The sequence below is a fragment of the Mesorhizobium sp. WSM2561 genome (genome assembly GCF_000513915.1).
Lineage (GTDB): Bacteria > Pseudomonadota > Alphaproteobacteria > Rhizobiales > Rhizobiaceae > Mesorhizobium > Mesorhizobium muleiense.
This window is the reverse complement of the sequence record NZ_AZUX01000005.1, coordinates 82,338-96,497: the sequence shown is the minus strand read 5'-3', so window position 1 is coordinate 96,497 and position 14,160 is coordinate 82,338. Positions and strand designations below refer to the sequence as shown.

19 protein-coding genes are annotated in these 14,160 nt (G+C 62.1%); 3 read left to right on the top strand and 16 right to left on the bottom strand.

Annotation, left to right across the window (positions count from 1 at the left end):
* Positions 1-35 precede the first annotated feature (35 nt).
* Together M727_RS0108405 and M727_RS0108400 are read right to left on the bottom strand one after the other, a co-directional pair.
* Positions 36-863 (bottom strand): MBL fold metallo-hydrolase, encoded by an 828-nt coding sequence (locus tag M727_RS0108405; protein WP_245268504.1) that lies wholly within the window; start codon positions 861-863, stop codon positions 36-38.
* Between the two features lie 192 nt (positions 864-1,055).
* Positions 1,056-1,991 carry a cyclase family protein gene (locus M727_RS0108400; RefSeq protein ID WP_027152308.1) on the bottom strand — a complete coding sequence of 312 codons (936 nt, stop codon included), beginning with the start codon at positions 1,989-1,991 and terminating at the stop codon, positions 1,056-1,058.
* A 299-nt stretch (positions 1,992-2,290) separates the two neighbouring features.
* Here M727_RS0108400 and M727_RS0108395 point away from each other — a divergent pair, with 299 nt between their 5' ends.
* The gene (locus M727_RS0108395) at positions 2,291-2,533 is read left to right on the top strand and encodes a type II toxin-antitoxin system prevent-host-death family antitoxin (RefSeq protein ID WP_027152307.1); all 243 of its coding nucleotides are present in this window, start codon (positions 2,291-2,293) and stop codon (positions 2,531-2,533) included.
* A 19-nt stretch (positions 2,534-2,552) separates the two neighbouring features.
* Here M727_RS0108395 and M727_RS0108390 read toward each other — a convergent pair whose 3' ends face one another.
* The 3 genes from M727_RS0108390 to M727_RS0108380 all read right to left on the bottom strand — a co-directional run bounded on the left by M727_RS0108390 (position 2,553) and on the right by M727_RS0108380 (position 3,972).
* Positions 2,553-2,984, bottom strand: a complete 432-nt coding sequence (locus tag M727_RS0108390; protein WP_027152306.1) for an mRNA interferase PemK — start codon at positions 2,982-2,984, stop codon at positions 2,553-2,555.
* Positions 2,971-3,264: a type II toxin-antitoxin system Phd/YefM family antitoxin gene (locus M727_RS0108385; RefSeq protein ID WP_027152305.1), complete on the bottom strand. Its 294-nt coding sequence runs from the start codon at positions 3,262-3,264 to the stop codon at positions 2,971-2,973. Before M727_RS0108385 ends, M727_RS0108390 begins: the two co-directional genes overlap by 14 nt.
* A 201-nt stretch (positions 3,265-3,465) precedes the next feature.
* Positions 3,466-3,972 (bottom strand): glycosyltransferase, encoded by a 507-nt coding sequence (locus M727_RS0108380; protein WP_027152304.1) that lies wholly within the window; start codon positions 3,970-3,972, stop codon positions 3,466-3,468.
* Positions 3,973-4,123: 151 nt separating this feature from the next.
* Between M727_RS0108380 and M727_RS0108375 the strand changes: the two genes are divergently transcribed.
* Positions 4,124-5,278 (top strand): PA0069 family radical SAM protein, encoded by a 1,155-nt coding sequence (locus tag M727_RS0108375; RefSeq protein WP_027152303.1) that lies wholly within the window; start codon positions 4,124-4,126, stop codon positions 5,276-5,278.
* A 156-nt stretch (positions 5,279-5,434) separates the two neighbouring features.
* Positions 5,435-6,130 (top strand): ribonuclease HII, encoded by a 696-nt coding sequence (locus M727_RS0108370; protein ID WP_027152302.1) that lies wholly within the window; start codon positions 5,435-5,437, stop codon positions 6,128-6,130.
* Positions 6,131-6,363: 233 nt separating this feature from the next.
* Here the strand turns inward: M727_RS0108370 and M727_RS0108365 are convergent, their stop codons facing one another.
* The 11 genes from M727_RS0108365 to M727_RS42965 form a co-directional block, all read right to left on the bottom strand.
* Positions 6,364-6,855, bottom strand: a complete 492-nt coding sequence (locus M727_RS0108365; protein ID WP_027152301.1) for a F0F1 ATP synthase subunit B — start codon at positions 6,853-6,855, stop codon at positions 6,364-6,366.
* Positions 6,856-6,865: 10 nt separating this feature from the next.
* The gene (locus tag M727_RS0108360) at positions 6,866-7,465 is read right to left on the bottom strand and encodes a F0F1 ATP synthase subunit B (protein ID WP_027152300.1); all 600 of its coding nucleotides are present in this window, start codon (positions 7,463-7,465) and stop codon (positions 6,866-6,868) included.
* A gap of 77 nt (positions 7,466-7,542) precedes the next feature.
* Positions 7,543-7,767 (bottom strand): F0F1 ATP synthase subunit C, encoded by a 225-nt coding sequence (locus M727_RS0108355; protein ID WP_023799397.1) that lies wholly within the window; start codon positions 7,765-7,767, stop codon positions 7,543-7,545.
* Between the two features lie 82 nt (positions 7,768-7,849).
* Positions 7,850-8,608: a F0F1 ATP synthase subunit A gene (locus M727_RS0108350; RefSeq protein WP_027152299.1), complete on the bottom strand. Its 759-nt coding sequence runs from the start codon at positions 8,606-8,608 to the stop codon at positions 7,850-7,852.
* Positions 8,609-8,678: 70 nt separating this feature from the next.
* Positions 8,679-9,077, bottom strand: coding sequence for an AtpZ/AtpI family protein (locus M727_RS0108345; RefSeq protein WP_027152298.1), 399 nt, complete (start codon positions 9,075-9,077; stop codon positions 8,679-8,681).
* A 242-nt stretch (positions 9,078-9,319) separates the two neighbouring features.
* Positions 9,320-10,504: a cell wall hydrolase gene (locus M727_RS0108340; protein WP_027152297.1), complete on the bottom strand. Its 1,185-nt coding sequence runs from the start codon at positions 10,502-10,504 to the stop codon at positions 9,320-9,322.
* 284 nt (positions 10,505-10,788) lie between these two features.
* Entirely contained in the window at positions 10,789-11,679 is an 891-nt protein-coding gene (locus M727_RS0108335) for an SDR family NAD(P)-dependent oxidoreductase (protein ID WP_027152296.1), read from the bottom strand.
* On the bottom strand, positions 11,676-12,455 hold the full coding sequence (locus tag M727_RS0108330; RefSeq protein ID WP_027152295.1) for a hypothetical protein: 780 nt from the start codon (positions 12,453-12,455) through the stop codon (positions 11,676-11,678). The genes M727_RS0108335 and M727_RS0108330 overlap by 4 nt, the downstream gene beginning before the upstream one ends.
* Positions 12,456-12,465: 10 nt before the next feature.
* Positions 12,466-13,053 carry a protein-S-isoprenylcysteine O-methyltransferase gene (locus M727_RS0108325; protein WP_027152294.1) on the bottom strand — a complete coding sequence of 196 codons (588 nt, stop codon included), beginning with the start codon at positions 13,051-13,053 and terminating at the stop codon, positions 12,466-12,468.
* A 157-nt stretch (positions 13,054-13,210) separates the two neighbouring features.
* Positions 13,211-13,795: a hypothetical protein gene (locus M727_RS0108320; RefSeq protein ID WP_027152293.1), complete on the bottom strand. Its 585-nt coding sequence runs from the start codon at positions 13,793-13,795 to the stop codon at positions 13,211-13,213.
* Between the two features lie 138 nt (positions 13,796-13,933).
* Positions 13,934-14,071: an ABC transporter gene (locus M727_RS42965; protein ID WP_084646669.1), complete on the bottom strand. Its 138-nt coding sequence runs from the start codon at positions 14,069-14,071 to the stop codon at positions 13,934-13,936.
* Between the last annotated feature and the right edge of the window lie 89 nt (positions 14,072-14,160).

The following is a 14,160-nucleotide window of genomic DNA, read 5'->3' as shown; positions in this document are numbered from 1 at the left end:
GGCCACGCATGGCGGATTGGATCGAGCCGAAGCGATCAGACCCCTTCGAGGATGATGATCGTGGGCCGGTCGGGCAGCGTCTTCAGTGAGACCGTCAACGATCGGCCGGAGAGGAATTCCACCGCGAAATCATCGCCCATCCTGCCTGTGAATTCACTGATCGGGGTCGAATGGCGATGCATCGGCAGGATCATCGAGGAATAGAGCCGCGCGGTGATTTCAGTCATCCGGTCGAGCGACAGCGTCATGCCGCCGTCGATAGGCACCATGAGGATATCGAGCCGGCCGATGGCGCCGTAATGCGTGTCCTCCAGCCGGTGATGCAGATGGCCGAGATGGCCGATGCAGAGTCCAGCCACTTCGAAAATGAAGATGGAATTGCCGTCCTTGCCGAGATCGCCGCCATTGCGGATATCCGTCGGCACGTTGCGGATATAGACATCGTCTACGACAACGGCGTGACGCGCCGGACCGCCGTCCGGATTCCAGCCGCGCAGCACATATTCGATGCCGGGATCGACATGGTCCGAATAGTGGGTGCGGTGGGCCTTGTTCATAGTCACGACGCGCGGCAGCGGGTCGGCGCCATAGACGCCAGAAAAGTCAGTGGCGATCCTGACGCCGGCGGGTGTCTCGATGACATAGGTCGAATGGCCGGCATAGGTGATCGTAACGTCGCCGTCGACGAAAGCCTGGGCCAGCCGAGACGTCTGCGCGTTTGGCGCTGTGAAGCTGGCAAAGGTGGCCGACGGCAGCGCTTCAGCGATCGCAACGCATCTCGACGGCGGCGGCTCTTCCTGGGCCGAAGCGGCGAACGGCCAGAAAGCCACAGTCAGCAGAACAACGGCGGACAGGCGGAGCAAGGCTGTCTCCCGTGGCAGGATTGGCGCACGTGCCACGATAGCGCCAGCAATTGTGATGGCTATCATCGGGACAGTCACGTTTTCGCGAGCGCCGGAGGGGCTGGTCGTCTGAACCTTTTGTCCCGACTTGCGCCACAAATCGCGTGGATGGGACGCGCCACGGCCCTGCCGCCCCGATGATATCGTCTACTATCAGGGCGTCGGACGGAAGACGCCGTTCTCGTCGCGCTTGAGCGGCGCGGTTTGCCGGGAAAGCGGCGCACCAGGCGCTTCGGTGACCGAGACGCCCTCCGTCCAGTCGGCGGGTGCAATAGCGATGTAACGCGCGTATCCGCCTGACCCGCCGAGCGGCTTGGCGAAGCCGATTGTGACCAACGCACCGGCCTCTGGCACCTTGTCGAGATTTGCAACGCCTTCTGCCTGGGTGAAATCGTTGTGAAGCAGCCAGTGTTCGCCTTCGAGATTGGGCGTGGTGTCGGTGTCGAGCGGCTCATGACCATGAAACAAGATCTTCCGCTCCAGATGCAGGAATTTCAGTGCGTCCAAACTGACGCCTGGAAACGGTTTTTGGTTGAAGCGGGCGGCATCGGACCATTTCTTGTACCAATCCGAACGCACGAAGACGACTGAACCTTCCGGAATGCGGCCGTGCTGCTTTTCCCACTCCTCTACGTCGGCGACCTGAAGGTGATAGCCTTCGTCAGTCCGCACCTTGCCGCTGATGTCGATGACGACGAGCGGCCGCACGGCATAGGTGGCCGGCAGGTCGCTGATCGTTGCGCCGAGCGGGTTCCAGTGGGAGGGCGGATCGAGCTGCGTGCCATATTGGTCCGTCGCCAACTCGTAGGCAGTCGCGACAAACCCGTGCTTGCCGTAAGTGAACTCTTCGCCGGCCTTGACGTAGCCCTCGATGTCCTTCCCGGCGACAGCCGGCTTGAACCTGGCATTGGCGAAGCCCGGCCATACCGGCTGCACCGGCTCGAAGGCGTGGGTCAGATCGATGTACTTGGCCGATTTGAGTGTGTTCTCATAAACCGACCAAAGCGACGATTCCTGCGCCACCGCGATCGCCGGCACTGACCAGGCGGCTGCCAGCAAGGCGATACGAACGAATTTGGATATATTCATCGGCAATCTCCCCGAAATCTCGCCGAGTATCGCGAGTTTCCCGCAGGACGACAAGCATATGCATTCCTCCGACGAATCGCGCCAATGCGGATTCCATCATGTCCGGCCATCACCGCATGCAGGAGTTCGTCGGCTGATCCAATTTGCTTCAATCGCTCCGGATAATTGTCGTAAGATCAAGCCTTGACCAACACGGACCAACACGGAAAATCGCGCTACCGTCGTCTAAAATTCCCGATTGCCGTTCTGCCCACACGCCGCTCGACGACGGCTCTGACGCGCGACCTCAGGAGAGAACCATGACCATCACTGTCAAGGTCGGAGAGGCCAAGACACACCTGTCAAATCTGCTGGCCAAGGTCGAAGCCGGCGAAGAAGTCATCATTTCGCGCGGCAACGAACCGATCGCGAAACTGAGCCGAATTCCCAAAATCAACGACCTGGGCGCCCTGATCGAAGAAGTCCGCGCCGCGCGGTCCAGGGCCAAGCCCGTCACCGCCGAGGAGGTTCTGGCCTGGAAGCATGACAGCCCTCGCTACTGATAGCCTCGTCCTTGATGCGTCACGCAGTGCGCGGCGTGCTCTTGTGCGCCTGGCCTGTCGCGATGACGATGAACCGGCGCTTGACGGCGGCAAACAACGCCGGCGGCAGCGGTCCATAATAGCCGCTCTCCGTCTGCAGCGGCCGGATGTCGGGGCCGGGCCAAGCGAACCGGTTGCTTTCCGTCAAAACGACCCACGACCGCTCGCCGTCAAGCCGCAAGCGCAGCTTGACGGGGGCCGGGATCTCAATGGCATCATCAGGATCGGACGGCGGTGTGTGGGTGATCGGCAGGACCCGGACGACCGGTGAGCCGTCCTCCTGCATGGCAACCAGCGCCAGCACGAGGCAGGGCCGATCCTTGTCGCCTTCCTCGCGCCCCTCGCGGTGTTGCCAATGCCAGAGATAAGAATAACGAAAGACGTGGCCGACTTTGATTTCAGCCGGCAGCATTTTTTGCTGTCAGGCTTTTTGTCCCGTTGAGTTCCTCATTGAGATGGTCGAGACCCGGATCCATTTCGGAGGCTTCGACCGCGGCGATTTCGTCCGCGCTGAGTTCTGCTGTCAACTCGACCCGCCGATCGCGCTTCGACAGCCGGACAAAATCTTCGTAAGCCAGCAACACGGTGCGCGGGCGGCCGTTCTTGGTGATGATGACCGGATCGCGGACCGCGGCATCTTGGTAGGCGCCGAAGTTTTTCGAGACGGCGGCGGCGGTGACGGTGGTGGTCATCGGCGAGGCTCCTTTGTTCCGGAATATACGGGCTTTACGGGCTTTACGCAATACACAGAGGTCGGCAACCCGATACAAGCGTCACATCACCCCGCCTAACCCCGGATAAACTGCGGTCTCGTAGAAGACGACCTCGGCGGAGAATTACCGCAGCAAACGACGCGACCGTCCCTCGCCCGCTTGCCGGCAAAGAGACGACCATCACTTCACCGGCGCCACCCAGATTTCGGCGTCGAGCCTCTTGGTCGCAAGGCCGCGGGCGATGGCCTCGGCGCTGCGGGCGTTTTTCGATAAGGCCGCGGCCTGACGCTTGCTGATCACCAGCCCTTCGGCCAGTGCCCGGCTTCCCGAAAACACCCGCGACAGGAACGGGACGCGGCTACCGCGGGCCCGCGAGAATCGCGCCGGCATGGTTTGCCTGGCGGTGTGGGCGACGACCTCGTCGATCCAGCCCTCGCCCAACCGCGCGCCCGGCTCCAGCAGCAGCAGCCAGTCGCCCTTGGCCTGCCTGATGCCGGCAGCGATGCCGCCGCTCGCCACATAAAGGCAGCCAGCATGTTCGGCAACGCGGTGCGTCTGGTCGGTCGAGCCGGTGTCGCAGATGATGACGTCGCGCACCACGCCCTCGACCGCGCCGCCGATCAGCGAAGCGAGCGTGCGGGCAAGTCTTTCCTCGTCATTCAGGGTCTGGATGAGAACGCTGAGCATCGTTAGCCGAATAGCGGAAAGCCGGGCGCAGCGCCAGTTTTTGCGTCGCCCCATAAAAATGTTCTTGCTTTGTTCCGACGGATAAAATAGGATTATTTTCATGAACAGAGCGATTCGACAGCCAGCCGACAGTCCCTGGGAGAGGGCGAAAATGGAACAGATCGTGCGTGCCGACATTGCTGCCTTCGGGGCTGGAAGAGCCGAGATGGCCAATGCAATGATCGAGCAGAGTGGCGTCCGTATCCGTCCGGAGCGCAATCGCGGCCGGTCCGCCGGCATCAACCCATCCGGCCGGTTCGAACCGGTCAGCAGGCATGTGTTCGACGATGGCTGGAATTCGCTTGAGGAGCTGCCGCCGTTCAAGACCGAGGTGCAGGTCGAGAAGCCGCGCACCATCGTCACCCGCAACGAATCGCCCGACATTTCCTTCGACCGCTCGATCAACCCGTATCGCGGCTGTGAACATGGCTGCGTCTATTGCTTCGCGCGGCCGACGCACAGCTTCATGGGCCTGTCGCCGGGACTGGATTTCGAATCGAAGCTGTTCGCCAAGCCGGATGCGGCGCGGCTGCTCGACAAGGAATTGTCGAAGGACGGCTACCAGCCGCGCACCATCGCCATCGGCACCAACACCGATCCCTATCAGCCGATCGAGAAGCAGTACCGGATCATGCGCGAGATCCTCGAAGTGCTGGAGGCGCGCGGCCACCCGGTCGGCATCGTCACCAAATCCGCGCTGGTGACGCGCGACATCGACATTCTGTCGCGCATGGCCGAACGCGGGCTGGCCAAGGTGGCGCTGTCGGTGACGACGCTCGACCGCATGCTGGCCAGAACGATGGAGCCGCGCGCGTCGACGCCGACCAAGCGACTGGAGGCGATCAGGCAGCTTTCGGATGCCGGCATTCCGGCCTCGGTCATGGTCGCTCCGATCATCCCCGGCCTGACCGATCAGGAGATGGAACGGATCCTCGATTCGGCACGCGCGGCAGGAGCGCGCGAGGCCGGCTACGTCCTGCTGCGCCTGCCACTGGAGGTCGCGCCGATCTTCAAGGATTGGCTGCTGCGTCATTATCCGGACCGCTACCGTCACGTCATGTCGCTGATCCGCTCGATGCGCGACGGCAAGGATTACGATTCGGAATGGGGCAAGCGCATGAAAGGCTCCGGCCCCTATGCCTGGCAGATCGGCCGGCGCTTCGAGATCGCCGCCAAACGGCTTGGCCTCAACGCCGAGCGGCGGTCGCTCAGGACCGACCAGTTCGTCGCCGCAGCCAAGGCAACCGAGCAACTGATGCTGCTGTGAAGACATCGTCTGCCGCCGACGCCGACGGCAGACGAAAAAAATCCCGTCCGGCCTGTCCTGTCCCCGGGCTTGCAGACGGTGCCCTCCGGGTCCGGTGCCTCACCCGACCCGGAGGGGGTTGCGGAGAATCGGAGCCGATGCGAACCTCGCCGCAACATGGCTCGCGCGCGTTCTGATTCTCCGCTTCTCTTCGAAATCGTTGAGAGACCCGATTTCTCCTTCGAGACGAAGGCGATGGCCGAGGGCCTGTGGCCGGTGGCGGGAATGGACGAGGCCGGGCGCGGGCCGCTCGCCGGGCCGGTCGTCGCGGCCGCGGTAGTGCTCGATCCCGCCAACATTCCAGACGGCCTCGACGATTCCAAGCGCCTCAGCCACCTGCAGCGCGAGGCGCTGTTCCTGAAAATCCTCGGCTCCGCTCTTGCCGTGTCGATGGCCTCGGTCAGCGCGGAAGGCATCGATGGCAGCAACATTCTCAAGGCCAGCCTCGAGGCGATGCGCCGCGCCTTGGTCGGGCTTTCGGTGCAGCCAAAGCTGGCCCTGGCCGACGGCCGCGACGTGCCGCCCGGACTGCCATGCGAAGGCAGAGCGCTGATCAAGGGCGACCAGCGCTCGCAGTCGATCGCCGCCGCCTCGATCGTCGCCAAGGTGATGCGCGACCGCATGATGTGCGGTTGCGGCAGCCATCACGCGCTTTACGGTTTCGAGCTCCATATGGGCTACGCCACGGTCCGCCATCGCACGGCGATCGAGGTGCATGGACCGGTGGCGCGGCTGCACCGCGCGTCCTTCGCACCGTTCCGGCTTGGCGGCACCGAGGTGCCGGACGAAGAGAGTTTTTCCGGTCTGGATTGAGCACTTTCTCCCCCCTTGAGGGGGAGATGTCGCCGAAGGCGACAGAGGGGGTCGTCTCGGCAGGCGCGACGCCATGTGGGACAAAAGAGAAGGTTGGCGCTTCACGCGCGGCTACCCCCTCTGGCCTGCCGGCCATCTCCCCCTCAAGGGGGAGATTACGCTCAGCCGCTTTCGCCTAACAAAAAAGCCGCCAGGTTGCCCAGGCGGCTTCGATTACACGACCGTTATTGCCTTCAATTCAGCCTGGACTTGACGTCCTGAAGCGAGGCCTGGAACAGGTCGGCGCCCGCCTTGGCGTCAATCTTGGCGGCGAGCAGCGTGCGGGCGGCTTCGACGGCGATATCGACGGCACTGGCGCGCACTTCGCCGATCGCCTCGCGCTCCGCCTGACCGATCTTCTGTTCGGCAAGCGCGGTGCGCCGGGTGACATAGTCCTCGGTCTTCTTGTGCGCCTCGGCAGCCAGCATGTCGGCCTCGCGCTTGGCGGCGGCGACGATGTCGGCGGCCTCCTGCTCGGCTTCCTTGCGCTTGCGCTGGTATTGGGCGAGCAGTTGCTGGGCCTCCTCGCGCAGCCGACGCGCTTCTTCAAGCTCGTTGCTGATCTTGTCGGCGCGGGCGTCGAGCGCCTTGGCGATCAGCTTAGGCACCTTGACGTAGACGGCAATGCCCAGAAAAATGACGAGGGCAACGGTGGCCCAAAGCGTCGCGAGTGATGTGGCGTCCATGATGCGCTCCTCACCGGGCCACGGATTTGACGGCTGCCGCGATCTCGGCCTTGCTGGCCTTGCCGCCGACAAGCGCCTCGACGATTGCCGAAGCCGTGTCCTCGGCGATCGTGCCGACTTCCTTCATGGCATTGGCCTTGATGGTCGAAATGCGAGCCTCGGCTTCGCCAAGCTTCTGGTCAAGCGCTGCCTCGACCTTCTTGCGGGCGGCTTCGGCTTCCGCCTTGGCGGCATCGTTGGCCTGCTGGCCGATCGCATTGGCCTTGGTCTTGGCCTCCGCCAGTTCCTGCTCATAGGCGGCAACGGCGGCATCGGCCTCGCCCTTCAGCCTGGCGGCATGGCCGAGGTCCTGGGTGATGCGGTCGTTGCGGACATCGATGATGCCGCCAACACGCGGCATCACCACCTTCTTCAGGAACAGGTAGAACAGCCCGAAGGTGATCGCCAGCCACAGAAGCTGCGACGGGAATGTCGCCGGATCGAATGGCGGGAACACGCCGTGCGCCTCGGCAGGCACACCGGTGCCGGAATGCGTATCGCCTTCCGTGCCGGTATGGCCGCCTTCGACGGCAGGCGCGGACTCTTGCGCAAAGGCAGATGTCACGAACATGGACTATCCCCTGATGTCAGGCCTGCCGCCGATTTGCGGCCGGCCGTTCCAATTCCCAATGTTAGCCGAACAGGGGCTCAGCCGAACAGGGCCAAAAGCGCGATGAGCAGGGAGAAGATGCCCAGCGCTTCAGTCACGGCGAAGCCGAAGATCAGGCGGCCGAACTGGCCATCCGCGGCCGACGGGTTGCGCAATGCGCCCGCCAGATAGCTGCCGAAGATGTTGCCAAGGCCAATACCGGCGCCACCCATGCCGAGGCATGCGATGCCGGCGCCGATGAACTTTGCTGCTTCTGCTTCCATGTGTTCAACTCCTTTGGATCTAAAAATTCCGTTGCGATTTCTATCCCGGCAGCAGGGCCGGAAACTCTTGGGTCAACCTGGGTCAGTGCCCGGGATGCAGGGCGTCGTTCAGATACATGCAGGTCAGCACGGCAAAGACGTAGGCCTGCAGGAAGGCGACCAGCAGTTCCAGCGCCGTCAGCGCCACGGCCATCGCCAGCGGCAGGACCGATCCGGCAATGCCGAGCGTGCCAAGCGCGCTCAAGCTCACCACGAAGCCCGAGAACACCTTCAGCGTGATGTGGCCGGCCAGCATGTTGGCGAACAGACGAACCGAGAGGCTGACCGGGCGCGAAACGAAGGAAATCACCTCGATCAGCACCACCAGCGGCAGCAGGTAAACCGGCACGCCATGCGGCACGAACAGTTTCAGGAAACCAAGGCCATGCTTCATGAATCCGTAGACGACGACGGTTCCGATCACCAGCGCGGCAAGGCCGAAGGTGACGATGATATGGCTTGTGACGGTGAAGAAATATGGAAAAAGACCGAGCAGATTGGCAACGAGCACGAACATGAACAGCGAAAATACCAAGGAAAAGAACTTCATGCCTTGGGTTCCGGCTGCGTCCCTCAGCATGTTGCCGACGAATTCGTAGGCCATTTCCGAGACCGACTGAAGACGGCTGGGAACGAGGCTGCGGCTCGAGGTGCTGAGATAGAGAAACGCCGAGGCGACGGCGACGGTCGCGACCATGAAGAGCGCCGAATTGGTGAACGACAGGTCGTAGCCGCCGATCTCGATCGGAATCAGCTTGTTGATATGGAACTGGTGGATCGGATCGACCTTGTCAGCAGCCACTTTAAATCCCCATCAAAGCCGCGCGCGGCTTTAGTGTCCTGTTCACTGCGCCGGCAAGCGGCGCCTCAAGTCATTCTTTCGGATCGCGGGCTTTGTCGCCCTGTCCGAATTCCGCCATAAGTCCCGCGGAGCGCAGGACATTGAGCACGCCGGCGCCAAAACCGAGCAGCAAAAAAATAATCAGACCCCATGGCGATGTCCCCGCCACACGGTCGATGATCCAGCCAAGACCGGCACCAACCACTATCCCGGCGATGAATTCGCTGGATAGCTTGAGCGCCTGGCCATATCCGGCCGCACTGCCCGCTTTCGCGTCGTCTTTCCCCTCGAGCCGGTCCGGCCGCCTTGTCGCAAGCGATGCTTCAAGGTCGCGCCGGCGGCGCTCAAGATCGTCGTCGCGGATATCGGCTTGACGCTGTTTGCCGCGGCCGGTTTCTCCGGTTCCGTCTGGCCCATTCTTGTCGGCCATCGCAACCCCCTTGCCCGGTCAGATCGTCACCGTCCGTCCGCTCTTAAGTCGCCGGCAACATAGTTAGAGGGTCCCCGCCCGTCAAGCCACGGGCAGGACTTCAGCGTCAAGTATTTTTCCCATGAAAATCAAGAGCTTGCCAGGGTGCGACATCGTGCCCGCTACCGCCGCTGGCGTGCCGCGGCCGAATCCCTGCGGCGACAGGTCTTCGATCGGCCGTGCCCGGGGCCTTGCCGGAGCGCTCAGCTCCAGCCGCCGCCATAAGTGCGATAGAAGATGTGCAGGCCGATCCTGGTCATTTTTTTCATCGTCCGCGCCCAACCCGGGTTGACGTAGTTGGCGTAGTAATGAGTCGACGATCCGACTTCCGCGATGAAGATCTTGCCGGCAGTGACCGCCATGGCGATGTCCTGCGCGGTCTTGTAGTGGGCGGGACTCTGGATGCGCTTCTTCCTGCCGTCGCAAGCGAAGGAAAACTGGCAACGGTTGAACCATTTGTCGTTCTGATAGACGACGCCGCAGATCGAGTTCGGATAGGCCGGATTGCGAACGCGATTGAGGATGACCTGGGCGACGGCGGCCTGGCCGCGCACCGATTCCCCGCGCGCCTCGAAATAGATGCCGTTGGCGAGGCAAGTCTGTTCCGCTTTGGAAAAGACGCTCGCCGGCAGCGGAGTTTGCATCCACGAATGATCGCCCTTGGCCACCGGCGGAATGAAGCGGCCATCGTTCGGCTGCTCGTCCTGAAGCAAGGCCTCGAAGGGCGAAGCCTGGGCATAGTCAGGCGCGGCCGCTGCGTATGCGGTCGCCAGGACGTCGGGGCGGTCGTTGTTGACCAGCGAGGCCAGCATGGCCGGCACGCCGGGATCCGGCTTCTTGTCGACGCGCCTATGGAACGCGGCGGCAATCTGGATCTCCTTGCCTTTGATCTCGGGCTTGGCGAACGCCATCTTCAGCCCGCTGTCCATGCTCCGGCGAAGCAGCGAGGAGGTGCGCTCAAACACCGAGCCGGCATTGAAGTTCTTCGGCGGCGCGACCGGCGAGACGATGATGATGCGGCCCTTCTTGTCGGCGCGCATGATGCGGTCCTCGTCGGGCGTCGTGCTGGCCACGCTGCCCTTGCCGCGAAACGACACGGCGCCGATGCCGGGCAACCGGACGCCGGAACCCGAGATCGAGCCGGTGGTGTCGGAATCGAGGAAAGGCATTTCGGCGGCATGGACCGAGCCGGCGACGGATTTCTCGACATAGGCGTTCCAGCGGGCGTTCGGCGCCTTGAGGCCCGAAACCAGGCTCGTCATGTCCTGGTAGGCGATGACATTGGGAAAGCCGACCCAAATGCCAAGTCCAATGACCAGAGGAGACAGAAAGGAACGTCTTTTCTCACCGGCGAAAGCGACAAGCCGCTTCAAAACACGTCGATGCACGGAACTCTCCAGAAACGCAACGGACCCCACTGGAGAGGCACGATGATGCATTAACCTTGATGGGGCGTTAACGGAGGTCGACAGCGCCAATCATTTCAAAGGCTTTTGTTGGAAACGGCTCCAACGGTCCCGTTAACCACTCCGCAGAGCGCTGTTCGGAGATGGAGGAGCCTCCTCTAAGCCACGAACATGCTTAACGACGATGCCACGAACATACTTAACGGCCCGCCATCGGCGAGCGGTCTCTTGCTTCAATGAGGTTTTTCGGTGGCGTGCTGGTCCGGTCAGGGGACAATTCCCCGAGGGCCCCGGCGCAGCTGGATCTGGCGGGCACCGCAGCATTTCTTGAACTTCATACCTGAACCGCAAGGACATTGGTCATTGCCGCCGCGTTGCAGCCGGCCGACCAGGGGCAGCAGCGCTGCGGAAGGCAGGAGCGATGCCGCAAGGGCAGCCAACTTGGCCGAGATTCCCGGCACGACGAGGCGACGACCGGATCTGAACCCTCGCCACGCACGTTCGGCCACATATTCCGCATCCACTTTGGGCAAGACGTTGAAGAGCACCGTCTGATTGGCGCCTGACCTTGCGAGAAACTCCGTCGACACCGGGCCTGGTGCCACGCATGTGACCGTCACACCGGTTCGGCGCAATTCCTGGTGAAGCGCCTCTGAGAAGAAGCGCACGAAACCTTTGCTGGCGAAGTACAGAGCCATATAAGGTCCGGGAAGGAACCCGGCCACGGAACTGAGATTGAGCACCCCGCCCTGTCGGCGCGCCACCATTCCGGGCAAAAAATGGAGGGTCAGTTCTGTGAGGGAATGTATGTTGAGATCGATGATGCCGAGTTGACCATCAACAGGCAGCGCCGTCGCCGCGCCCCGCAGGCCATAGCCGGCGCTGTTGACCAGGACATCACAGACCAGGCCGTGTGCGGACAGAAAGCCCTCCAGGCGCGTTGGCGCATCGCCTGCCACGAGATCCAGCTCGAGCGTGAATGCCTCGCCACCCGCCTCCCGAACCTCGGACGCCGCGGCGGCCAAACCCTCGGGCGAGCGGGCAATCAGCACAACCGCGCCGTGCTCCCGTGCAGCGACGCCCGCAATTGCCCGGCCAATTCCACCCGAGCCGCCAATCACGACGACGGCCGGCCGCAATCCACTGTGCGAAATCACGTCGCGTTCCTCCGTCTTGCAGGAGCGGAAACACCCTGACCGAGCAGCATCACTTCATTGGCGACAGTGCCGTTCAGGATCTTTTCGAATCGCTCCAGTGCTCGCGCGACATTCGCTCCATCCATGACCCGGTGATCGTAGTGGATGCGGACATTCACCGATCCGTCGTTGCCGATCGGACCGTAGTTTAGAAGCGTGGTCAATGGTGTCAGCGGGTTGAGTGATTCCGCACCGAGACCAGAATAGACGGACAGTTGGAAGGTACCGAAGTAATTTGCCCTTTGCCGGGCGATGTTCAACCCTAGCCACATAAGCAGCCACCTGACTGGCGCGGGCGCAGCTGCCATCCGCAACGCACGCCGGAACTCCGGGACCTCGAGGATCGGCCGTGATCGAGCCGCGTGGATGGACCCCTCAAGTTCCGTGATGGAGTAGCGCTCCGGGCACTTGATGCAGCTCAGCAGAACGGCCGGCTCGCCATCATATTCGCGCTCGTGGGCAATCGAGGCCACGCTTGCCGGATACTCGTAAAGCTGCGGCCAGGGCAATTTGACATAGGCGCGCCGCAGCTCCGGCATCTCCAGGGCGAGAAGCGCATATCCTTTCAGGAAGATCGCGGTCCACGAGGGCCTGGTCTGCTGCGCCCTTCTAGCCCTTACCAATGGGCCGAGGTTCATCTGACGCTGCACCGCGACGCGTGGCACGCCGATCGAAAACCTCATCAGATCGCCAACAAGGCGCCGGGGCGCCGAAAGCTTGATGGCTCGGCCTCGCATCAAACGACCTCTAATAAAGATAAGGGACTATTCGCTTGGTCCTTTCCATATAGGCACGGTATTGCGAGCCTAAAGTTTCCAGCATCATACGCTCTTCCTTGTCCACTCTCAGCAGGAAAAGGACGGCGAAACCAATCAAACCGGATATGCCCGCAACCCAGTTCGGCAGCAGAAAGAGCTGGCCGAGCCCCATAAGCAGGAACGAGGTGTACATCGGGTGACGGACCAGGGCGTATGGCCCGGCGCTGACCAGTTCGTGCCGTTCGCGAATCTCGAGCGTGATCGACCAGTTACGGCCAAGTTCCTTGTGGGACATGCGAAAAATCCACAGCGCGGAGCAGAAGATGATGGTTCCGAGCGCCACCGACCACACGCTGGCCGGATGCTCAGCCGCTGCGGGGATGCCGGTGGCGACATAGAAGCCAGGCAGGATCGCCAAGCCAAGGAGAGCCGATGCAAGCCCGACGGTGTCGGAAGTTGAGCGGCCGCCAGCTACAATTCGCACGCGCCTTGCCCGGCGCTCGAAGGGATACCGGATCACATACCAGGCAACGAGGCCGATCACCCAAATGATCTCGCCAAGTGAAGCTACAGAAATGGTCACTTCAGGTCACCGGAGCCTTTTCTCGATCTGGGACCACGATAAACCGTCGCAACGATGCCAGCGTCCGAATTGTCGACCGAAGACATTCAGAGCGCGCTGCTTTCGGAGTTGACCGGGCGAATGAGGCGAAAGCGGGTTTGCAAATCGCATTTCAACCCCCGTTCATCTCCCGAAGCTTGGTTATGAATTGTTGCGGCCGCAGCCAGGTACCGGGGGTCTTATACCCCATCGATCTGGCGATGTCCGCTACGAATGCGTTGCAGTTGTAGAGCGAGGCGTGCCAAAGCGGAGAGCTGGCCTGCAGCTTTCGTATGCTCGCGACGACTTTCCTATATTCGGCTTCCGTAAGTAAAACGCGCCAGCTTGCCGACCGGTAGGCATCTTCCAGGTCGCCGTCCGTCCACCCGGTCGTGGCTGGCACGGGCGCCACATGGCCGAGAACATAGACATTGGGATCATCGGACTTCGGAGCGAGCCCCGCGACTTCGGGGTTGACCATCCGTCCCGCCTGGTTCAATCGTCCAAAAATCACGTAGGAATGGCCGTAGGTAAGGGCGTACCGGGAGCGGAACTCGATGAAATGCCGTTGGGCCGCGCGCGCCGGCATCGCCGCGGTACTCAGTGCCCGTTCATTGGACACAAAACTCGGCTGGGGTTTGTTGTCCTGCGACTGACATGACGCCGCGACAAGCGCGAGCAGGGCCACAATTGTTGAACGGCCACTTACAAGCGTCATCTCATCCAGAACTCCGAGGCAGACCTGGTGCCAGCCTTTGCCCGCCAACCGCATGTAGGCTGCGAATCCGGCCTTGGCCCCTGCATATCGATGGGGAAGGGCCTGGCGGCCCTTCCCCAAATCTCCGAAAGCCGGTGCTTATTTAATCACGGGCTCTTCTACGGCAACGGGTTCCGGCGGAGGAGCCTTCCCCTTTCCTTTACCGATCCCGTTCGCGCAGCCACTCAGGCTGGTAACGGCGAGGGTAGCAACCATTACAATCAACATTCTGCTCATCAAGCAATCCTTTCCCCAGGGGCGGAACAGCCTATAGAATCGCCACAAATAAAAAGATATGCAGCCCCACCAAGTTAGCTGCGATCTAC